This window comes from Phaeospirillum tilakii, from assembly GCF_042683125.1.
Lineage (GTDB): Bacteria > Pseudomonadota > Alphaproteobacteria > Rhodospirillales > Magnetospirillaceae > Phaeospirillum > Phaeospirillum tilakii.
The window spans coordinates 41,526-62,520 of sequence record NZ_JBHUIY010000001.1; the positions used below are offsets into that span (position 1 = coordinate 41,526).

A 20,995-nucleotide genomic window follows, 5' to 3' on the forward strand; every position below is an offset into this window, starting at 1 on the left:
GCATGATTCCACTTCCCGCCCGGGAGCGCAATCGGAGCGTGGCCGAAACGACCGGTTTCCTGCCTTGCGTCGGGCGGGGTCGCGCCGGGGCGGGCGGTCAGGATGGCGGATCCTGGCTGACGCGGTCGCGCCCCTCGCGCTTGGCGCGGTAGAGGGCGGCGTCGGCGCGGTTGAGCACCGCGTCGGGGCCGAGGGTGCCGAGGCGATGCTCGGCGACGCCCAGGCTGGCGGTCAGGCCGACCGTCGCCGCGCCGGGGCCGAGCGGCACCGCGACGGCGGCGATGGCGCGGCGCAGCCGTTCCGCCACCTCGACCGCCCCGGCCAGCGGGGTCTGGGGCAGCAGCACGGCGAATTCCTCGCCGCCGAGCCGGCCGAGCCGATCGACCTCGCGCAGGCTGGCGGCGATCGCCGCCGCCGCCGCGCGCAGCACGGCGTCGCCGATGGCGTGGCCGTGGCGGTCGTTGATCTGCTTGAAATGGTCGAGATCGATCATCACCACCGACACCGGGATGGCATAGCGGCCGGCGCGCTCGATTTCCTGGGTGGCGGCGTCGAAGAAGGCGCGGCGGTTGAGCGCCCCGGTCAGGTCGTCGATGGTGGCCAGCTCGCGCAGCCGGCGTTCCATCTCCTTGCTGAGGGTGATGTCGACCAGGGTGCCGATGCTGCCGCAATCGGGCGGGGCCAGCGGCTGGCGGCGCAGGATCGCCTCGATCGTGCCGATCGCGGTGGCCAGCGTCAGCTCGACCGGCTGCCCGGCCGGGGTCGGCGGCAGGAGCGAGGTGGCGGGGCGGCCCTGCCAGGATTCCGGTTCGCGCCCGAACAGGTCGCGGAAGGCGTGGTTGCAGCGGGTCAGCAGCCCGGCGCCGTCCTCGACCCACACCGGCAGCGGCAGGCGGTCGAGCACCGCGTCGGAAAAGCGCAGCGCCGCCTCGAGCGCCCGGGTGCGTTCGCCCACCTGCTGTTCCAGCACCTGGGTCAGCGCCTCGATCCGGGTCAGGCTGATCCAGGAGCGCAGGCCGGCGACCAGGGCGGTGAACAGCCGCTGGGCGGTCAGGTCGGTCTTGTTGCGGTAATCGTTGATGTCGTAGGCCAGCATCACCTCGCGCTCGGGCGCCTCGCCCGGCTGGCCGGTGCGCAGCACGATGGCGATGCGGTGATTGCCCAGTTCCTCGCGGATGTGGTGGATCAGGTCGAGGCCGGCATGGGGGGTCTCCATCACCACGTCGAGCAGCATCACCGGGATGTCGGGGGTATGGGTCAGCACCCGCCGCGCCTCGGCGGCGGAATGGGCGCTGATCACCTCGAACGGGCGCTCCTGGAACGAGAAGTCGCGCAGCACGATCCGGGTCATCGCGTGGATGTCGGGATCGTCATCGACCACCAGCACCCGCCAGGGCGGCGGCGGGGCGGCGGCCGGGGCGGCCGGCGGGGTCTCGGCGGCGGGACGGCGGCGGAACAGGCGGCGGGGGGCGGTTTCGCCGGGCGGGGGGGCGGGCTTCATCGCGGCGGGGCTCCTCGCGCGGCGGTCGGGGGGGTCATGGCGCGCGCAGCGGCAGGGTCAGGGCGAAGGTGGCGCCGCCCGGCGCGGGATCGAGGGCGATGGCGCCACCGAGCGGCCCGGTGACCAGATTGTAGGCGATGTGCAGGCCCAGCCCGGTGCCGCCGCTGCCGCGCCGGGTGGTGAAGAACGGGTCGAACACCCGTCCCCGGTCGGACTCGGGGATGCCCTTGCCGGAATCGGCATAGACGATGCGGACCTGATCGGGGCCGGTCTGGCTGACCGCGAGCGACAGACGGCCGGTCTGGCCGGGATCGAAGCCGTGGATCAGGCTGTTGATGACGAAATTGCCGATCACCTGCGACAGGGCGCCGGGATGGCTGTCCATCACGATTCCGCTCGGGCAGTCGATCGTCACCGCGTGGCCGGCCTGCCGCACCCGGGGGCCGAGGCTGGCCAGGGTCTCGCGCAGGGTGGCGCCGAGATCGAAGCGGCGCCGTTCCGACGAGGCGCGATCGACCGCCACCTGCTTGAAGCTGCCGATCAGTTCGGCGGCGCGGCGGCAGTTGGACAGGATCAGCGCCGAACTGTCGCCGGCGGTGTCGAGATAGCGTTCGAAGCGGTCGGCGTCGAGTTCGTCGGCCTGATAGGCGGCGCGGATCGTCTCGGTCGAATCCGCCAGCAGCGAGGCGCAGGACAGGGCGATGCCGACCGGGGTGTTGATCTCGTGCGCCACCCCGCCGACCAGGGCACCGAGCGAGGCCAGCTTCTCGGCCTGGATCAGCGAATCCTGGGCCGCCTCGAGGTCGGACAGCGCCTGCTCGGCCTCGGCGCGGCGGCGGGCCAGTTCGTGGTTGAGGCTGGCGAGCTGGGCCTGGAGCCGGTCGCTGACCTTGACCAGCCGGCGCTGCTCGCGCACGCTGCGGCCGAATGCCTCGATCAGGGCCTCGACCCCCTCGCGCAGCGGCGGTGGGGTGTCGGCCAGCAGGCCACGCAGGGATTCCGCCTGTTCGAGGACCTTTTCCTCGGCATCGAACAGGTCGAACGACATCGCCGTCAGTCCTCGGCCCCGACCGCGACCAGATCGAACGCGACGTGGCTGAGATCCTCGCTGAAATCCTCGCCGAATTCCCGCATCGTCTCGTCCTCGGCGGCGTAGAGCCAGCGCACCCGCACCGGGATGCCGCTGGCGGCGGCGCGCTCAAGCAGCAGGAACATGTTCATCAGCGCCTTGGCGCTGGAACTGTTGAAATAGATCAGCGCGAACTCGGCCTCGAGTCCGGTCGGGGCGGGATTGGCCAGCGCCGCCTGGAGGGCGACGAACACCGGGGCGAACACCGACGAGGCGTCCTCGGGGTAGGATTCGCCGCGCAGCCGCAGCAGACCGCGCTCGACGTCGAGTTCGATTTCGGGAGACCGTTCCGTCGCGGCGATTCTGAGAACCTCGCTGCTCATCTCAGATCGATACCTTCATGCAAAAGAAGAACGTGCTGGAATCGATCGGGTCGAAATCGAACTCGATCGGGTCGGTGGCGCGGCGGGCGATCTCGATCAGACCGATGGTGGCGCCCCGGCTCTGCTCGTCGGGCGCCTCGCGCAATTGCTCTTTGTAGTAGGCCTTGATCTGATCCTTGTCCATCCGTTGCAGCCGCTCCAGCCGCTCGCGCAGGCGGGGCTCGTCATCGGCGAGGACGACATTGCCGCAGACGATGAAAAAGCGGTTGTTCTCGGTGCCGATGGTGACCATGCCCGAGGAAAGCTCGATCGGACGGCCGCTGTCGCTGGCCAGTTTCTCGGCCGAGTAGCGGATGATGTTCTGCGACTGCTCGACGAAGACCGAGAACACCTTCTTGATCGTGCCGAGGTCGGTTTCCTCCAGGGTCATCTTCTGGCGCAACGCTTCGCCCAGGGAGTACAGGATCCCCTCGGACAGGTAGCCCGAAAAAGAAAAGATGATGCCGCGCTGATCGAGATCCTGTTTGAATGCCCGGTAATATTTCGCAAGCATGACGATTCTCGCTCGAAGGCTGCGCCGGGGCGCGGCGGAACCACACCGTCGCCACCGGGCAGTGGTAGCACCGGCGGTCGCGCCGCTCAAGCCATCCCATCAAATTAGATCAAATCGCAGGTGGGATCGAGCCCCTTGCGCTTGCTCAGGCGGCGGGCGCCGCCGCCGGGGCCGGGGGGCGGCCGAGATCGGCCAGTTCGACCGGCGGCAGCCCCGCCAGCGCCGGGAACAGACGCTGGGCGATGCGGGCGAAGCGGTCGGGGGCGTCGGTGGCGACCAGGGTCAGCCCGCCGGCGGCGCCGGGGCGGGCGGCGAGCGGACCGGCCAGCGCGGCGGCGAGCAGGTCGGCGGTCGCCTCGGCGCAATCGACCAGCCGCACCCCCGGCCCGGCCACCCGCGCCAGCGCCGGGGCCAGCAGCGGGAAATGGGTGCAGCCCAGCACCAGACAATCGGCGGCGGCGGCGGGATCGAGCGCGGCGCCGAGATAATGGCGCGCCACCGCCTCGACGATCGGGCCGTCGGTCAGCCCGTCCTCGGCCAGGGCGACGAACAGCGGGCAGGGGACGCAGACCACGCTGGCGCCGGGACGGCGGCGGGCGATTGCCCGCTCATAGGCGCCGGAGCGGCAGGTGCCCTCGGTGGCGGCGACCACGATCCGCCCCGCCGCCGAGCCCCGCGCCGCGCCGGCGGCGCCGGCCTCGACCACCCCGATCACCGGCAGGTCGGGATGACGGGCGGCGATCGCCTCGAGCGCCAGCGCCGAGGCGGTGTTGCAGGCCACCACCAGCGCCTTGATCCCGCGCCGGACCAGGAAATCCGCGGCGTTGACGGCATAGCGCGCCACCGTCTGCGGCGATTTGGTGCCGTAGGGCATGCGGGCGAGGTCGCCGAGATAGAGCAGGGTTTCGTCCGGCAGCCGCCGCCGGATCGCCGAGGCGACGGTCAGCCCGCCGACGCCGGAATCGAAAATGCCGACGGGAAGATCCGGGATCGCCGGGGCGTTGGGCTGGCAATTCATCGGGCCGTGACCTGGAACAGGGGGGGGAGAACCGGGACATGGCTTTACCCCGCCCCGGCGCGGAGCGCCACTCCCATGCCCGCACGGCAGCCGTGCGCGGCGCGGTCTCGCCCCCGGGGCGCGGGAAGGCTACTCGATCATCCCGCGCCGCATCGCGTAGGTGGCCAGCTCGGCCGAATTGTGCAAATCGAGCTTCTGCATGATCTTGGTGCGGTGGGTTTCGACCGTCTTGATCGCGATGCCGAGGTCGGCGGCGATCTCGCGGTTCTTGAGGCCCTGGGCGATCAGGCGCAGCACCTCGCGCTCGCGTCCGGTCAGGGCGCCGCCGCCCGGCTCGGCGCCGGACAGATGCTCGCGCACCAGATCCTCCGACAAACCGGGGCCGAGATAGGATTGCCCCGACAGCACGGCGGTGATCGCCGATTTCAGCTCGCCGTGGCTGGCCTTCTTGAGGGCGTAGCCGTCGGCGCCGGCGGCCAGCGCCTCGGCGACCCGTTTTTCGCAATGGGCCACCGTCAGCACCAGCACCCGCACCCCGGGGGCCAGCCGCTTGATCTGGCGGGTCGCCTCGACCCCGTCCATCTCCGGCATCGACAGGTCCATCAACACCACGTCCGGGCCAAGCGCGCGGGCCATCTCCACCGCGGCGCGGCCGTTGTCGGCCTCGCCGACGATGACGAACGGGGCGCCGCCGCCGCAGGATTCGGCCGCGCCATCGGCGGCCAGCAGGGCCATCAGGCCCTGGCGGACCAATTGCTGATCTTCGGCAATGACGATGCGAGTCGTCACGGCGGCCTCCTTCCCCCACGGGGCTGCCGCCCCGGATTTCTTTTTCCTTGGTCGAACTAGCTGACCAGAAAATCCTAGCACACTCTATGCATGATTGCGCAGACGGCAAGGTGAAACAGAACGGGGCGAAATGTAAGGGTTTGGCCCTATCGGCCGTTCCGTTCCGGCCGGACGGTCCGGGCAGCCTCTTCCCCGCCGGCCCCGGGCGTTCTAGACTGCCGCCATGAAGATCGCCCTCGCCGTCAATCCCCGCTATTCCCGCCTGTCCGGTCATGCCGGCCGCGCCCGCCACTGGCTGGTGTGGACCTGCGACGAATCCGGCCCCGCCGCCGCGCCCGAGCGTCTGCTGCTCGAACCGGGGGCGGTGTTCCATCACCATCCCGACGGGCGGCCGCATCCGCTCGACGGCATCGACGCGCTGTTGACCCAGTCGGCGGGGGAGGGCTTCGTCGCCAAGATGAAGCGGCGCGGCATCGACATCCGCCTCACCGCCGAGCGCGACCCGCGCCGGGCGGTCGAGGCCTATCTGAGCGACAGCCTGCCGCCGCCGCGTCCGCGCCCGATCGGCGATCTGGTCTGCAAGCTGCTCGACCGGCTGTTGCCGCCCGCCCACGGCGGCTAAGGGATCGGGCTTGCGCCCAAACCCACCGGGGCGATGCCCCCCCCTCCCTTCGTTTTCGAAAAAAAGGGGGTTCGGGGCACACCCCGAGCGGGCGCGGGCGGCAGCCCGCTTGGCGAAAGCCAAAATGAGAACCGCTGCGCGGGCGCCAATCCGCTTGACCCCGGCCGGGCGGGGGGATAAACGGGGCGTTTTCCGTACAGCCCCCGGCGCGCGAAGGACACGGCAGCAGCATGGACAGGATTCGCATCATCGGCGGCACCCCGCTTCGGGGCGCGATCCCGATCGGCGGGGCCAAGAACGCGGCGCTGGCGCTGATGCCGGCCTGCCTGCTGACCGACGAAACCCTGTCGCTGTCGAACCTGCCGCATCTGGTCGACATCACCACCATGGCCAACCTGCTGGCCCAGCACGGGGTGGGGATGCTGCTCAACGGCGCCTCGGCCGCCGGCGGGCATACCGGCCGGGTGCTCGACCTCACCGCCGCCACCATCACCAGCACCACCGCCCCCTACGATCTGGTCCGCAAGATGCGCGCCAGCGTGCTGGTGCTGGGGCCGCTGCTGGCCCGCGAGGGCCAGGCCCGCGTCTCGCTGCCCGGCGGCTGCGCCATCGGCACCCGTCCGGTCGATCTCCACCTCCAGGCGCTGGAGAAGATGGGGGCGCGGATCGAACTCGACGGCGGCTACATCGTCGCCAGCGTCGCCGGCCGGCTGAAGGGGGCCCAGGTGGTGTTCCCCCAGGTCACCGTCGGCGGGACCGAGAACATCCTGATGGCCGCCACCCTGGCCGAGGGTGAAACCGTGATCGGCAACGCCGCCCGCGAGCCGGAAATCACCGACCTCGCCCAATGTCTGGTGGCGATGGGCGCCAGGATCGACGGCATCGGCACCGCCACCCTGCGGGTGCTGGGGGTCGATCGGCTGCACGGCGCCGCCTATTCGGTGGTGCCGGACCGGATCGAGACCGGCTCCTATGCCGTCGCCGCCGCGATCACCCGGGGCGACATCGAGCTGATCGGGGCCCGGCCCGAGCTGATGGATTCGGTCACCAAGCTGCTGGTCGAGGCCGGGGTGCTGGTCGAGCCCACCCCGCGCGGGCTGCGCGTCGCCGCCGAGGGGCGCGAGATCCGGGGCATCGACATCATGACCGAGCCCTATCCCGGCTTCCCCACCGACATGCAGGCCCAGATGATGGCGCTGATGGCCACCGCCAACGGCGCCTCGATGATCACCGAGACCATCTTCGAGAACCGCTTCATGCATGTGCCGGAGCTGGGGCGGATGGGGGCGCGGATCAACGTTCACGGCGCCTCGGCGATCATCCGGGGGGTGCCGCGTCTGTCCGGGGCCGAGGTGATGGCCACCGATCTGCGCGCCTCGGTGTCGCTGGTGCTGGCGGCGCTGGCCGCCCAGGGCGAAACCGTGGTCAACCGGGTTTATCACCTTGACCGCGGCTATGAGCGGGTCGAGGAGAAGCTTGCCGCCTGCGGGGCCCAGATCGAGCGGTTGAAGGGCGCCGCCGCCGAGTAGCGCCCGCGCGCGGGCGCTTGGTCCGGGCGCCGCCCGGGCCCGCCAAGGGCCATGGGCCCTTGGATCCCGTCACGAGGGGGCGGGGGAGGGCGAAAACGATGAACACGCCGTCGGTCGGAAGCACCCGGGAAGGGGTGCTGTATGCTCTGGCCTGTTATGGGACCTGGGGGCTGTTTCCCGCCTTCTGGAAGCTGGTGGCGACCGTGCCGCCGGCCGAGGTGCTGGCCCACCGCATCCTGTGGTCGCTGCTGGTGGTGGCGGCGACGCTGGCGTGGCAGCGTCGGGGCGGCGAGGTGTGGGCCCTGCTCGGGCGGCGGCGCACCCTGCTGGTGCTGTGCGGCACCACCCTCTGCGTCAGTTTCAACTGGCTGGTGTTCATCGCCGCCGTCGCCGACGGGCAGGTGTTGCAGGCCAGTCTGGGCTATTTCCTCAATCCATTGGTCAATGTCGCCCTCGGCGTGCTGGTGCTGAAGGAACGGTTGCGGCCGTTGCAATGGCTGGCGGTGACCATCGCCGCCGCTGGCATCGCCGGGCCGGTGCTGGGCGGTGGGGCGGTGCCGTGGACCGCGATCGCCCTGGCGCTGTCTTTCGGGATCTACGGGCTGTTGCGCAAGCGGCTGCCGGCGGTGGCGCCGCTGGCCGGGCTGGCGGTCGAGACCGGGCTGGTGGCGCCGCTGGCGCTCGGCTACCTGATTTATTGCGCCGCCGGGGGGGCGGCGGTGTTCGGTGGCGACATCGGGGTGGCGCTGGCGCTGATCGCCGGTGGGCCGGTCACCGCCCTGCCGCTGCTGTGGTTCGCGGCGGCGGCGCTGCGGCTGCGCTATTCGACTCTCGGCTTCTTCCAGTATCTCGCCCCCACCGGCCATTTCCTGCTGGCGGTGCTGGCGTTCGGGGAAAGCCCGACCCCGGCCACCCTGATCACCTTCGCCTGCATCTGGGCGGCGATCCTGCTCTACAGCCTCGACGGCTGGCGGCAGGCGCGCGGCTGAGCGGCAACCGCCAGGGGCCGCAAGGCCCCCGGCGGCGCCCCGCCGTCAGTGGGCGAAGTCGGCGAAGAAGTCGTTGCCCTTGTCATCGACGACGATGAAGGCGGGGAAATCGACCACCTCGATCCGCCACACCGCTTCCATCCCCAGCTCGGGATATTCCAGCAGCTCGACCTTCTTGATGCAGTCGCGGGCAAGACGGGCGGCGGCACCGCCGATCGAGCCGAGATAGAAGCCGCCATGCGTCTTGCAGGCCTCGGTCACCGCCTTCGAGCGGTTGCCCTTGGCGATCATCACCATCGAGCCGCCGGCGGCCTGGAACTGATCGACGTAGGAATCCATCCGCCCGGCGGTGGTCGGGCCGAACGAGCCCGAGGCGAAATTGCTCGGGGTCTTGGCCGGGCCGGCGTAATAGACCGCGCTCTGGCGGAAATAATCGGGCAGGCCCTCGCCGCGGTCGAGCCGCTCCTTCAGCTTGGCGTGGGCGATGTCGCGCGCCACCACCATCGATCCGGTCAGCGCCACCCGGGTGCGGATCGGATATTGCGACAGGGTGCGGCGGATCTGGTCCATCGGCTGGTTGAGGTCGATCTTGACCACCGGCCCGCCCAGGGTCGCCTCGTCGATGTCGGGCAGGAAGCGGGCCGGATCGGTCTCCATCTGCTCCAGGAACAGGCCGTCGGCGGTGATCTTGGCGTTGATCTGGCGGTCGGCCGAGCACGACACCCCGATCGCCACCGGGCAGGAGGCGCCGTGGCGCGGCAGGCGGATCACCCGCACGTCATGGCAGAAATACTTGCCGCCGAACTGGGCGCCGATTCCCATGTCGCGGGTCATCTGCAACACGATCCGTTCCAGCTCGTGGTCGCGGAAGGCCTGGCCGTGGGCGCTCCCTTCGCCGGGCAGGCTGTCGAGCGCGCGGGCCGAGGCCAGCTTGACCGTCTTCAGGGTCATCTCGGCCGACAGGCCGCCGATGACGATGGCGAGGTGGTAGGGCGGACAGGCCGAGGTGCCCAGCGTGCGGATCTGGGCGTCGAGGAACTTCAGCAGGCTGGTCGGGTTGAGCAGCGCCTTGGTCTGCTGATAGAGGAAGGTCTTGTTGGCCGAGCCGCCGCCCTTGGCCATCACCATGAACTTGTAGGCGTTGCCCGGGGTCGCGTACAGGTCGATCTGGGCCGGCAGGTTGGTGCCGGTGTTGACCTCCTCGTACATCGAAAGCGGCGCGGTCTGCGAATAGCGCAGGTTCAGTTCGGTATAGGCCTCGGCCACGCCGCGCGAGATCGCCGCCTCGTCGCCGCCGCCGGTCCACACCCGCTCGCCCTTCTTGCCCATGATGATCGCGGTGCCGGTGTCCTGGCACATCGGCAGCACCCCGCCGGCGGCAATGCAGGCGTTCTTCAGCAGGTCGTAGGCGACGAAGCGGTCATTGTCCGACGCCTCGGGATCGTCGAGGATCGCCCGCAACTGGGCGAGATGGCCCGGCCGCAGCAGGTGCGAGGTGTCGCGGATCGCCTCCTTGATCAGCCGGGTGATCGCGGCGGGCGTGACGGTGAGGATCTCCTGGCCGTCGAGGCGGGTGGTGGCCACCCCCTCGGCGCCGAGCGGGCGATAGGGGGTCTCATCCGGCCCCAGCGGGAAAAGTTCATGATAGGCGAAATCGCTCATGCTCGTCGGCCTCTGGCTGAAGGGGGTGGGGACGACGCACCCCGTTCGGGGCGGCCGCCGGCGCGGTCCTGGTCAACCACCTTTCCCGGTTCGCGTCAACCCGCCTCTGGAGCCAGAGACGCGGGCGCTGCCCGCACCCGCCAAGGGCCGGGGGCCCTTGGAACCCTTTCCCTCTTCTTCGCGCGGTCCGCGTTGGGAAAAACCACCTTCACAAAGTCTGTGACAGGATTTATTCTATTAATATAAGTAATTGCTGTTGAGAAGAGCCGGCAATCCGGCCCGTTGATGAGACGCGGGGAGATGAAATCATGCTGATCGGGGTTCCCGCCGAAATCAAAATCCACGAATACCGGGTCGGGATGAGCCCGGCCGGGGTGCGCGAGGCGGTCGGGCAGGGCCATCGGGTCCTGGTCCAGGCCGGAGCCGGGGCGGGGATCGGCTTCGATGACGCCGCCTATCGCGCCGCCGGGGCCGAGATCGTCGCCGGGGCCGAGGCGGTGTTCGCCCAGGCCGAACTGATCGTCAAGGTCAAGGAGCCGCAGCCGGCCGAATGCCGTCGCCTGCGCCCCGGTCAGGTGCTGTTCACCTATCTGCATCTCGCCCCCGACCCCGAGCAGGCCGAGTTGCTGCTCGAATCCGGCGTCACCGCGATCGCCTACGAGACGGTGACCGACCCGTGGGGCGGGCTGCCGTTGCTGGCGCCGATGAGCGAGATCGCCGGACGGATGGCGATCCAGGTCGGCGCCGCCGGCCTGGAGAAGGCGCGGGGTGGAGCCGGGGTGCTGCTGTCCGGCGCCCCCGGGGTCGAGCCGGCCCGGGTGGTGATCCTGGGCGGCGGGGTGGTCGGCGCCAATGCCGCCCGGGTCGCGCTGGGGATCGGCGCCGAGGTGGTGGTGCTCGACCGCTCGATGCGGCGGTTGACCGAACTCGACACCCTGTACGGTCCGCGCCTGCGCACCCTGTTCGCCACCGCCGAGGCGATCGAGCAGCATCTCCCCACCGCCGACCTGATCGTCGGCGCGGTGCTGGTGCCGGGGGCGGCGGCGCCCAAGCTGATCCGCCGTGACCAATTGGCCCGGATCCGCCCCGGCCGGGTGCTGGTGGACGTGGCGATCGACCAGGGCGGCTGCTTCGAGACCAGCCGCCCCACCACCCACGCCGAGCCGACCTTCGTGGTGGACGGGGTGGTGCATTACTGCGTCGCCAACATGCCGGGGGCGGTGGCGCGCACCTCGACCCTGGCCCTGACCAACGCCACGCTGCCCTACGTGCTGGCGCTGGCCGGCGCGGGCTGGCAAGAGGCCGCCCGCCGCGATCCGCACCTCGCCGCCGGGATCAACATCCATGCCGGGGCGGTGGCCCATCAGGCGGTCGCCGAGGCGCTGGGGAAACCGTACCAGCCGCTGTGACGTGGGCTCCGCCCACACCCGCCGAGGGCCGAGGGCCCTTGGAACCCTTGACGGGAGTCTCCCGTCAGGACGTCGGCCGTTTGCGGGGGCGGCCCCGGCGTTTGGTCGCTGGTGGTGGTGGCGCCGTTTCCCGCTGCGGGGCCAGCCGGCGCAACAGCCTTTCCGCCGGTTGCCGGATTTCCGGGGCGAAGTCGAGCAGGAAGCGATCTCCCTTGATGAAGGCGGTGAAGGCGGCGTGGATCGGGGCATAACGCTCGGCAAAGCCTTCCGTCCGCCACCATTCCAGCATCCGTTCCCCATGTCCCCGTCCCGCCGCCAGCCGCAGCAGTCGCAACAGGTCGTCGAAGAACGGCGAGGTCGCGGAGTCCAGGCCGGTCTCCAGCGCCGCCCGCAGCGCCTCGAAGGCGTCGCCCAGATTGTCTCGCCCCAACGCCATCCCGGCCCGCAGCAGATCCCGCCCGACCGGGTCCAACCCGTCAAGCTGCTCGGAAATTTCCCGCGCCGCCTCGATCCGTCCGCCGACGACCAGCACCCAGGCGAGGTTTTCTTTCAGGAACAGATCATCGCCGGCGATCTCCAACCCGCGCCGATAGGTCGCCTCGGCTGCGGCAAGGTCCCCGTACAGGTCGCACAAGCTGTTTCCTTTTCCCATCAGTGCCCAAGCGACCACTTGGCGGATTTCTGTGTCCGGCTCGTCGCCGAAGCGGGCAAGGAGGTCGTCATAGACGGCAATCGCCGCCTCGCTCTGCCCGCATTGGCCAAGGGTGACGCCCTTGTTGCAGAGGGCTTTGGCGGCCTGTTGGCGTATTTCCGTGTCCGGCTCGTCGCCGAAGCGGGCAAGGAGGTCGTCATAGACGGCAATCGCCGCCTCGCTCTGCCCGCGTTGGCCGAGGGCGACGCCCCTGTTTAAGAAGGCTCTGGCGACCGTTTGGCGTGTTTCCGTGTCCGGCTCGTCGCTGAAGCGGGCAAGGAGGTCGTCATAGACGGCAATCGCCACCTCGCTCTGCCCGCGTTGGCCGAGGGTGAAGCCTTTGTTGAAGAGGGCTCTGGCGACCGTTTGGCGGATTTCCGTGTCCAGCACGTCGCCGAAACGGGAAAGGAGGTCGTCATAGACGGCAATCGCCGCCTCGCTCTGCCCGCGTTGGCCGAGTCTGAAGCCCTTGTTGAAGAGGGCTTTGGCGACCTGTTGGCGTATTTCCGTGTCCGGCTCGTCGCCGAAGCGGGCAAGGAGGTCGTCATAGACGGCAATCGCCGCCTCGCTCTGCCCGCGTTGGCCGAGGGCGACGCCCCTGTTTAAGAAGACTCTGGCGACCGTTTGGCGTATTTCCGTGTCCGGCTCGTCTCCGAAGCGGGTAAGGAGGTCGTCATAGACGGCAATCGCCACCTCGCTCTGCCCGCGTTGGCCGAGTCTGACGCCTTTGTTGAAGAAGGCTTTGGCGACCAGTTGGCGGATTTCCATGTCCGGCCCGTTGCCGAAGCGGGCAAGGAGGTCGTCATAGACGGCAATCGCCGCCTCGCTCTGCCCGCGTTGGCCGAGGGCGACGCCCTTGTTGAAGAGGGCATTGGCGACCGTTTGGCGGATTTTCGTGTCCGGCTCGTCGCCGAAGCGGGTAAGGAGGTCGTCATAGACGGCAATCGCCTCGTCGGTGCGCCCAAGTTTTTCCAGCGCGAACCCTTTGATGGTCAATATCAGTGCGACGGAGGATGGCGGGTGCGGAACGGAGGTGGCGGAGAGCCACGCGTCGCTCTGTGCGACAAGCGCGGAAAAGTCGCCTTGGCTTTCTGCCTTCAGTATTGCGACCAAACTCGACTCTGCGGCGCGGTCGGCAGCTGCCCGGCCGGCTTGCCCTGCCGTCCCTCCGGCTGCCGTGGCGGGTTGCCGGATCATCTCGCAGGCTTCCAGTACCGCAGCGCGGTAATCTGCGTGCCAGTGGTCGGCGCGGGCCGGGTCGCGGGCCTCGGCGGCGAGGCGGTCGAGTTCTTCGGCGCCGAACAGTCGGCTGAGGAAGATCGCCAGCCAGCGCAGCCGTTGCCGGGTGCGGCGGGTGCCGTGGCGCATCAGGTACCAGATGTTGAGGAACCGCTCGCTGATCTGGTAGCCGGCCCGGGCGCCGGAGGTCGCCACCTCCTCGACGAAGCCGTCGCGCTTCAGCCGGGTGAGTTGTGACGAGATCGTCGTCACCTCGATTCCGGTGATCTCGGCCAGTTTTCCCGAGGTGATCGGATCCCAGGCCAGGGCGATCGCGTCGATCACCGCCCGTTGCTGCGGGGTCTGGTACTCCTCGACCCGGGCCTTGTAGAACGGGGTCACCTGATCGAGCAGCACTTCGAGGTCGCCGAAGATCGTGTCGGTTTCGGCCCGTTCCAGCAATTGGTAGATCAATGCCAGCACCCGGGGATTGCCGCCGGTCAGGGTGTAGAGGGTGGCGAGCCGCTCCGGCTGGCGGGCCAGCACCGCCTTGACCGGCGCTCCCTGCTCCTGGCGCAACTCAGCCAAGGCATGCAGGCAGCGCAGCAATTCCGGCTGGCTCAGCGGTTCGAGGAAATGGGGGCGGAAGAACTCGTGGAACGGCGCGTCGCGGTCGCCGCCTTGGGCCAGCAATCGGGTTGCGGCGCCGATCACCACCGGCCCGCCGCGCTCCTGGAGGATTCGCCGCAGGGCCCACCCGCCCTGGGGGCCGATCCCATCGAGGATCAGGTCGAGATTGTCGAGCAGCAGCAGCGCCCGCCCACCGGCCCGGCGGCAGGCGGCGAGGAATTGCTCCGCCGCCTGTTCGGGGTCGCGCCAGGCCTCGGTTTCGATCGCCCGGTCCAGCTCGGCGGCGTCCGCCGTCCGGCCGGCGGCTTCATTCCATTCCGCCAGCGCCTCGCCACAATTGCGCCAGAACGCATCGAGCGAAATGACGTTGTATTGCTCCTCGCGGAAACGCAACGGCAGAAACGCGGCGCGCAGGGCCTCGTCTTTCTTGACCGCGATCGCCAGCCGGCGCAGCAGCATGCTCTTGCCCATCCCACGCGATCCGATCAGGATCTGATGGATGGCGTCGCCGCCTCCGGCCTGATGACGAAGCTGGTCGAGAATCGCCTCCAGCAACTCGTGGCGGGCGACGAAGCCGGCGACGAAGGTCGCGTCGTCGAGGCGATCCTGATTGTAGACGTTGAGTCCAGGACGTATCTTAATCATAGTCTGGTTCGTTCGGGCCGATATTGGGGCACGGGTTCAATTGGGGTTCGTCCGTTTCGCCTCCCCGGTCTTCCGGGAACGATGAGGAGGTTGCCATGTCCACGGAGTTGGGGTTTCCCCCGGGCTCGCGGTTCTTCGACGTCGAGGGTATCCCGGTCTGGGTCGGCCCGTCATACATGACCCGAGCGTTCGATGGTCCCGAGCCACGGCCGTTCCCCGCCGATTCGGCGTATCGCAACGGCGCCCCCATTTCCGAGGCCGAGTTCCGTGCGTTGCGGGCGACCTGGCTCCAGGCCGCCGAATAGATCTGTCGCATGGCGACCAGGAGGGTGTCCACCCGTGCCACGTCTTCGGGGGAAAGGTCTCGCCCATCGGCGGTGGTCCGCAGCAGAGCCTGTCGTTCCTCGTAATAAGAATGGGCCAGCGTCTTCGCCGCCAGCATTTCCGGGATCGATACCTGAATCTCGGCGACATGCCCGTCGAGGCCGACGTTTACCTTGGCATCGCGATAGCCATCCTCGGGGGTGATCGCCGGATCGAGCAGGTTCCGTCGTCCCTGTGCCAGCACGGCGAACCGCTGTTCGAGCGCCGCTAGGATCTGACGGGCCCGGTCGAGGTCGGGAGCAATGATGGTGGCGCGCAATAGGTCCTGGATCCGCGATGGTTCGCCGGCATAGTCGGTCAGAATCTTGGCTTCCGCGCGTGCCCGGCCCTTGAGCGGTACCAGTCGGGCTTCTCCGCCGAAACGCGTGGCAATTTCGGCAATGGCCGAGTCAAAAGCGGGCTTGCGGGTGGCCGCTTCGGCGTACATCGCGTCGAGACGGGCCTGGGCCGTCGGGGGAAGCTGGGGCATGCGAGGATCTCCTCCATCCACCCTCCGAATTTATTCAAAAATGAAGAACTGCACTACAAAATAAATGCAGCCTCCGATAATTATCGGCCGATAGCTGCTTGGCTGGGGACACAAAAAACCCTGCTCCGTTGTCATCCGGCAGCAGGGTGTCCCGACCATCGATGGGTTCCAAGGGCCTTGCGGCCCTTGGCGGGTGCGGGCAGAGCCCGCCTTTTCGGCTTACTTCTTGCGGAAACGGTCGAGGGTGACGACCTTGCCGTCGCCTTCGCTTTCGGCGCCGTCGCGGACGGGTTCGGCCGCCGGGGTAGCGGCGGCGGAAACGGCGGCGGGGGCTTCGTCATCCCCGTCGTCCTCGAGCCCGGGGATACCCTGGAACTGGAGCCCGAACTTGGCCGAGGGATCGGCGAAACCGGTCACCGCGCTGAACGGGATCTCCAGCCGTTCCGACTTGCCGGAGAAGGACAGGGTCACCGCGAACCTTTCGTGATCGACCGTGAGGTCCCAGAACTGATGCTGGAGGACGATGGTCATCTCTTCGGGATGGCGGGCGCGGGCGTAATCGGGCACGGCGACGCCGGGCAGGTGGGTGCGGAAGGTGATGTAGAAGTGGTGATCGCCGGGCAGGCCATTCTCAGCGGCGAAGGAGAGGGATTCGCGCACCACGCTACGCAACGCCTCTTCGACCATTTTATCGTAGCGCAAACCGTCCTGACCCATCCGCCACATTCCCCCGTAGACGCCGACAGCGACGCCAGCCGCCGGACCGGCATCGCCCAAAAGGAAGTGGGGGGACTTCTGTTGCCCGGTGTCCCCCCGGACCGCGCTTACGGGTTAAGCCGCAGCGGCAAGAGCAACGTTGTCGTTGGCACTTGTTAGGATTGACCCGATGACGGTGGTATCATGCCGAACGCAAACCAAGCCTTTACTGCGCGCGTCGATCCTGTTTCGCCCCCTTGGAGCCCGGCCGCCGGCCGGACGTTCTGGTGGAGGCGCCGGGTACCGCCCCCGGGTCCGCAACGTCTATTCCGCATGGCGTTTAGCGTCATAGTCGGTTTCCCGACACGCCCACTATAATCCAGCTCCTCGCCGCGCGCCAGCCCGGTTGTCAGAAATCCGGGCAATCGGATGACGCGGGCCGGCGATCGCCCGGCCCGAGACAGGCGGCGGCACGCTGACGCCCCAACACCGCTGCGCTCAGTTCCGGCTCATCGGGTGGAAATTGATGATTCCGGTCATGTCCGTTCCCGACGCCAGCAGGCAGCGCCGCCGTTCGCCCTGGATCGAAACCCAGTCAATCGGAAGAGTCAGGGTTTCGAACTGGGCCGAGGCATGGTCAAAGGATTTCTCCTGCTGGTCATTGAGCGGAATGCGATAGAGCAGCAGGTACGAGCGGCTGGGATCATCCACTTCCATTCGGCCGATCACGGTCTGGCCATTAACAACCTCAATTTGCATGGGAGACCTCGCCTTGTACGTGGTCATTCCCCCCGTCGCGGGGATTGTGGGGTCGATTACGTATTTGGTGGTAAGCTTAAAGTAATATAGAACCAAGCGGCCCCGAGAACAATATCCACGCGTCAAATTTCTCTCCCCTCCTCGGGCGCGATCGCGGCGGGCGGCCGTTCTGGCGGGATGACAGCGGCGTGAATCCGGGCTAAGACCGACGGAGGAAATTTCCCCGGGACGGCCCCGTCTGGCCGTTGCTCCGGCCATCCGCCAGCCGAAAGGTGCGCCCGACCGTGTCCCCGCAGCCCGTGCCCCCGAAACCCGCGATTCCGCCGCTGTTCCGTCCCTTTGCCGGTCTGCGTCCGGCCGAGGGGCTTGCCGCCCGGATGGCGGCGCCGCCTTATGATGTCCTGTCGTCGGACGAGGCGCGGGCGCTGGCGGCGGACAATCCGCTGTCGTTCCTGCATGTCTCGAAGGCCGAGATCGATCTGGCCCCCGGCACCGATCCGCACGATGCGGCGGTCTATGCCAAGGCCGGGGCCAATCTGCGGGCGATGATCGCCGCTGGCCAGCTGGTCCGCGATCCCGGCCCGCGTTATTACGTCTACCAGCTCGAAGGCGACGGCCACGTCCAGACCGGGATCGTCGGCGCGGCGGCGGTGGCCGATTACCGCGCCAACCGGATCCGCCGTCACGAGGTGACCCGGCCCGACAAGGAGGACGACCGCGTCCACCAGATCGAGGCCTGCGACGCCCAGACCGGCCCGGTGCTGCTGGCCCATCCCGCCCATCCCTCGCTGGCGGTGGTCACCGACGCCGCCCGGCGCACCGCGCCCGATGCCGAGGCCACCACCCCCGACGGCGTGGTCCATCGGCTGTGGGTGGTCAGCCGCCCGAGCGACATCGCCGCGATCACCCGCGCCTTCCAGACGATGCGGGCGGTCTACATCGCCGACGGTCACCACCGTTCCGCCGCGGCGGCGCGGGTGGCCGCCGCCCGGCCCGGCGCGGCCTCGGCCCAATCCTTCCTCGCCGTCAGCTTCCCGATCGGCGAGATGCGGATTCTCGACTACAACCGCGTCGTCGCCGATCTCGGCGGGCGCGACCCGGCGGGGTTCCTCGCCGCGCTGGAGCCCGCCTTCACCGTCGAACCGTCGGACGGCCCGGCCCGGCCGGAGGCGGCGGGGCGGTTCGGCCTCTATCTCGCCGGGAAATGGTATCGTCTCGGCCTCAAGGAGCCGCCGCCGGCCGATCCGGTCGCCCGGCTCGACGTCAGCCTGCTGTCCGACCGCCTGCTCGAGCCGTTGCTGGGGATCAGCGACCCGCGCCGCGACCCGCGCATCGATTTCATCGGCGGCCGGCGCGGACTGGAGGCCCTGGCGGCCCGGGTCGATTCCGGCGCGGCGGCGGCGTTCGCGCTCTATCCGACCGCGATGGAGGATCTGATCGCTGTGGCCGACGCCGGTCAGGTGATGCCGCCCAAATCGACCTGGTTCGAGCCGAAACTGGCCGACGGTCTGGTCAGCCTCCTGCTCGACGGCGAGGGCGCGTGACGGCTCCGTTCAGCCCGGCGCGCCGGGCCCGGGTCGGCGTGCTGGTGTCGGGCCGGGGCAGCAATCTCCAGGCTTTGCTCGATGCCTGCGCCGCCGCCGATTTCCCGGCCGAGGTGGCGCTGGTGATCTCCAACGTGCCGGGGGTCAAGGCGCTCGACCGCGCCGACGCCGCCGGGGTGCCGCACCGGGTGATCCCCCACCGCGACTATCCGTCGCGCGAGGCGTTCGATGCCGAACTCGACCGCGCCCTGCGCGCGGCCGGGGTCGATATCGTCTGTCTCGCCGGCTTCATGCGGCTGCTGTCGAGCGGGTTCGTCACCGCGTGGCAGGGACGGATGCTCAACATCCATCCCTCGCTGCTGCCGTCCTTCCCCGGGCTCGATACCCACCGCCGTGCCCTTGAGGCCGGGGTGCGGCTGCACGGCTGCACCGTCCATCTCGTCACCCCCGACCTCGATGCCGGCCCGATCCTGATCCAGGCGGCGGTGCCGGTCGAGGATGATGACGACGAGGATCGCCTCGCCGCCCGGGTGCTGGAACAGGAACACCACGCCTATCCCCGCGCGCTCCGCCTGCTGGCCGAAGGACGGGTCCGGGTCGAGGGCAAAAGAGCCTTTCTGTCTTAATTAAGCCAAAACGCGGGCTCCGCCCGCACCCGCCAGGAGCCAGCGGCTCCTGGACCTGCATCAATGGTCGGGGCCCCGATCAGCCTTCAGCTTGGGCTCTCCCGTCTCCCGGGCGGCAAGAGCCCAAGCTGAAAGGCGTTTGTCGCACACGACCAACCGATGCTGGTCCAGGAGCCGCTGGCTCCTGGCGGGTGCGGGCGGAGCCCGCGAAAATCCGGGGACTTTTCTGATGAGCGATCCCGCTTCGCTGCTGGTCTATGTCGGGCTCGACGCGGTCGGCGACGGTCTGATCAAGCTGCCGTTCGTGCGGGCGCTGCGGGCGGCGTTTCCGGCGGCGCGGATCACTTGGCTGGCGGGCAAGGGGCACAGTGTCTATGCCGGGACGCTGGCGCCGCTGGTGGCCGGGCTGCTCGACGAGGTGATCGACCAGGGCGGGATCGGCTCGCGCCCGGTCGAGTTGCTGCGGCGGCCGCTGCCGGGGCGGTCGTTCGACCTGATCATCGACACCCAGCGGCGGCTGCTGACCAGTTTGATCCTGAAGCGGATCCGCCATCGACGGTTCCTGTCCGCCGCCGCCGGCTACCGTCTGTCCGATCTGCGGCCGGCGCCGGGGCAGGCGCGGCCGGCGGCGATGGCGGCGCAGTTGCTGGGGCTGGTCGAGCTGGCCTCGGGGCGGCCGGTCGGGCCGCTGGCGCCGCTGCCGGCCGATCCGGCCCGCGCCGCCGAGGCCGAGCTTCTGCTGCCGCCGGGGCGGGGCTATGTCGGCTTCGCGCCGGGGGCGGGGGGGCGCTACAAATGCTGGCCGCTCGACCGTTATCTGGCGGTGGCGCAGGGGGTGGCGGCGGCCGGGTGGGTGCCGGTGGTGCTGCTCGGGCCGGCCGAGGCGGCGGAGTGGGAAGGTCCGGTCCGCGCCGCGCTGCCGGGGGCGTTGCTGCCGTTGCAGCAGGCGGCGGATCCGTCGCCGCTGTTGACCATCGCGCTGGGGCGGCGGTTGCGGGCGGCGGTGGCCAACGACAGCGGCGCCGGCCACATGCTGGCGGCGGCTGACATCCCGCTGCTGTCGCTGTTCGGGCCGACTCCGGCGGCGAAGTTCGCCCCTTCGACCCCGGGGTTGCGCTTGTTGCGGGCGCAAGAGTTCGGCGGAGACACGATGCAGTCGATCCCGGTCGCGGCGGTGGCGGAAACGCTGGCGGCGATGCTCGGCCCGGCCCCGGATTGCTTTTGACCATCCTCCGGGCTGTGGTTACCATGCCGGCTCCTTATTCTCTCTCAGAGCGCGGACATGAACATCAAGGACCATATTCGCAGCGTCCCCGATTTTCCCAAGCCGGGTATCCTGTTCTATGACATTTCCACCCTGCTGGCCCATGCCGATGCCTGGCAGGTGGCGATGGGGCGGCTGGCGCGCGACGTGCGGCGGTTCCAGCCCGACGTGCTGGCAGGCATCGAGTCGCGCGGCTTCCTGGTCGCGGCGCCGCTGGCGCTGAAGCTCGGCTGTGGGTTCGTGATGCTGCGCAAGAAGGGCAAGCTGCCGGGCAAGACCGTCCGCCACGAATACGCCCTGGAATACGGCACCGACACCATCGAGATCCAGCACGACGCCATCACCGAGGGCCAGCGGGTGGTGGTGCTCGACGATCTGCTCGCCACCGGCGGCACCATGACCGCCGGCATCGAACTGCTGCGCAAGATCGGGGCCGAGGTCACCGGCTCGGCCAGCATCATCGAGCTGTCCTTCCTGCCCGGGCGGCAGCGGCTCAAGGAACTGGGCGTTCCCTTCACCTCGCTTGCCGCCTACGACGAATAGGC

General features: G+C 69.3%; 19 protein-coding genes and 1 other RNA gene. 8 read left to right on the forward strand and 12 right to left on the reverse strand.

Features of this window, described 5'->3' with window-relative positions; genetic code table 11:
* Positions 1–97 precede the first annotated feature (97 nt).
* From ACFSNB_RS00190 to ACFSNB_RS00215, 6 genes are all read right to left on the reverse strand, one after another.
* Positions 98–1,501, reverse strand: coding sequence for a diguanylate cyclase (locus tag ACFSNB_RS00190; protein ID WP_377313349.1), 1,404 nt, complete (start codon positions 1,499–1,501; stop codon positions 98–100).
* A 34-nt stretch (positions 1,502–1,535) separates the two neighbouring features.
* Entirely contained in the window at positions 1,536–2,549 is a 1,014-nt protein-coding gene (locus tag ACFSNB_RS00195; RefSeq protein ID WP_377313351.1) for a sensor histidine kinase, read from the reverse strand.
* 5 nt (positions 2,550–2,554) lie between these two features.
* Positions 2,555–2,953, reverse strand: a complete 399-nt coding sequence (locus ACFSNB_RS00200; RefSeq protein WP_377313353.1) for a DUF1987 domain-containing protein — start codon at positions 2,951–2,953, stop codon at positions 2,555–2,557.
* Position 2,954: 1 nt separating this feature from the next.
* A complete protein-coding gene (locus ACFSNB_RS00205) occupies positions 2,955–3,506 on the reverse strand; it encodes a SiaB family protein kinase (protein ID WP_377313355.1) in 552 nt (183 codons plus the stop codon).
* 145 nt (positions 3,507–3,651) lie between these two features.
* The gene (gene murI / locus ACFSNB_RS00210; protein WP_377313357.1) at positions 3,652–4,524 is read right to left on the reverse strand and encodes a glutamate racemase; all 873 of its coding nucleotides are present in this window, start codon (positions 4,522–4,524) and stop codon (positions 3,652–3,654) included.
* A gap of 129 nt (positions 4,525–4,653) precedes the next feature.
* Positions 4,654–5,313, reverse strand: coding sequence for a response regulator (locus ACFSNB_RS00215; RefSeq protein ID WP_377313359.1), 660 nt, complete (start codon positions 5,311–5,313; stop codon positions 4,654–4,656).
* A 223-nt stretch (positions 5,314–5,536) separates the two neighbouring features.
* On the opposite strand from ACFSNB_RS00215, the gene ACFSNB_RS00220 reads away from it, so the two are divergent.
* From ACFSNB_RS00220 to rarD, 3 genes are all read left to right on the forward strand, one after another.
* Entirely contained in the window at positions 5,537–5,935 is a 399-nt protein-coding gene (locus ACFSNB_RS00220; protein WP_377313361.1) for a NifB/NifX family molybdenum-iron cluster-binding protein, read from the forward strand.
* Positions 5,936–6,165: 230 nt separating this feature from the next.
* Positions 6,166–7,464 (forward strand): UDP-N-acetylglucosamine 1-carboxyvinyltransferase, encoded by a 1,299-nt coding sequence (gene murA, locus ACFSNB_RS00225; protein WP_377313363.1) that lies wholly within the window; start codon positions 6,166–6,168, stop codon positions 7,462–7,464.
* Positions 7,465–7,562: 98 nt separating this feature from the next.
* Complete coding sequence (gene rarD, locus ACFSNB_RS00230) at positions 7,563–8,453, forward strand: EamA family transporter RarD (protein ID WP_377313364.1); 891 nt, start codon at positions 7,563–7,565, stop codon at positions 8,451–8,453.
* A 45-nt stretch (positions 8,454–8,498) separates the two neighbouring features.
* Here rarD and ACFSNB_RS00235 read toward each other — a convergent pair whose 3' ends face one another.
* Positions 8,499–10,115: a fumarate hydratase gene (locus ACFSNB_RS00235; protein WP_377313366.1), complete on the reverse strand. Its 1,617-nt coding sequence runs from the start codon at positions 10,113–10,115 to the stop codon at positions 8,499–8,501.
* A 308-nt stretch (positions 10,116–10,423) separates the two neighbouring features.
* Between ACFSNB_RS00235 and ald the strand changes: the two genes are divergently transcribed.
* Positions 10,424–11,524 (forward strand): alanine dehydrogenase, encoded by a 1,101-nt coding sequence (gene ald, locus ACFSNB_RS00240; RefSeq protein ID WP_377313368.1) that lies wholly within the window; start codon positions 10,424–10,426, stop codon positions 11,522–11,524.
* A 64-nt stretch (positions 11,525–11,588) separates the two neighbouring features.
* Here the strand turns inward: ald and ACFSNB_RS00245 are convergent, their stop codons facing one another.
* The 5 genes from ACFSNB_RS00245 to ACFSNB_RS00265 form a co-directional block, all read right to left on the reverse strand.
* Positions 11,589–14,708: a tetratricopeptide repeat protein gene (locus ACFSNB_RS00245; protein ID WP_377313370.1), complete on the reverse strand. Its 3,120-nt coding sequence runs from the start codon at positions 14,706–14,708 to the stop codon at positions 11,589–11,591.
* Complete coding sequence (locus ACFSNB_RS00250; RefSeq protein WP_377313372.1) at positions 14,701–15,561, reverse strand: nucleotidyltransferase family protein; 861 nt, start codon at positions 15,559–15,561, stop codon at positions 14,701–14,703. Before ACFSNB_RS00250 ends, ACFSNB_RS00245 begins: the two co-directional genes overlap by 8 nt.
* Before the next feature lie 219 nt (positions 15,562–15,780).
* Positions 15,781–16,278 (reverse strand): SspB family protein, encoded by a 498-nt coding sequence (locus ACFSNB_RS00255; RefSeq protein WP_377313374.1) that lies wholly within the window; start codon positions 16,276–16,278, stop codon positions 15,781–15,783.
* A gap of 65 nt (positions 16,279–16,343) precedes the next feature.
* Positions 16,344–16,661: a transfer-messenger RNA gene (ssrA, locus tag ACFSNB_RS00260) on the reverse strand.
* A 94-nt stretch (positions 16,662–16,755) separates the two neighbouring features.
* On the reverse strand, positions 16,756–17,043 hold the full coding sequence (locus ACFSNB_RS00265; protein ID WP_377313375.1) for a hypothetical protein: 288 nt from the start codon (positions 17,041–17,043) through the stop codon (positions 16,756–16,758).
* A gap of 257 nt (positions 17,044–17,300) precedes the next feature.
* Between ACFSNB_RS00265 and ACFSNB_RS00270 the strand changes: the two genes are divergently transcribed.
* From ACFSNB_RS00270 to ACFSNB_RS00285, 4 genes are all read left to right on the forward strand, one after another.
* A complete protein-coding gene (locus ACFSNB_RS00270; protein ID WP_377313377.1) occupies positions 17,301–18,560 on the forward strand; it encodes a DUF1015 domain-containing protein in 1,260 nt (419 codons plus the stop codon).
* Positions 18,557–19,186, forward strand: a complete 630-nt coding sequence (purN, locus tag ACFSNB_RS00275) for a phosphoribosylglycinamide formyltransferase (RefSeq protein WP_377313379.1) — start codon at positions 18,557–18,559, stop codon at positions 19,184–19,186. Before ACFSNB_RS00270 ends, purN begins: the two co-directional genes overlap by 4 nt.
* A 229-nt stretch (positions 19,187–19,415) precedes the next feature.
* Positions 19,416–20,411 (forward strand): glycosyltransferase family 9 protein, encoded by a 996-nt coding sequence (locus tag ACFSNB_RS00280; protein ID WP_377313381.1) that lies wholly within the window; start codon positions 19,416–19,418, stop codon positions 20,409–20,411.
* Positions 20,412–20,468: 57 nt separating this feature from the next.
* Positions 20,469–20,993, forward strand: a complete 525-nt coding sequence (locus ACFSNB_RS00285) for an adenine phosphoribosyltransferase (protein WP_377313383.1) — start codon at positions 20,469–20,471, stop codon at positions 20,991–20,993.
* Positions 20,994–20,995: the final 2 nt, after the last annotated feature.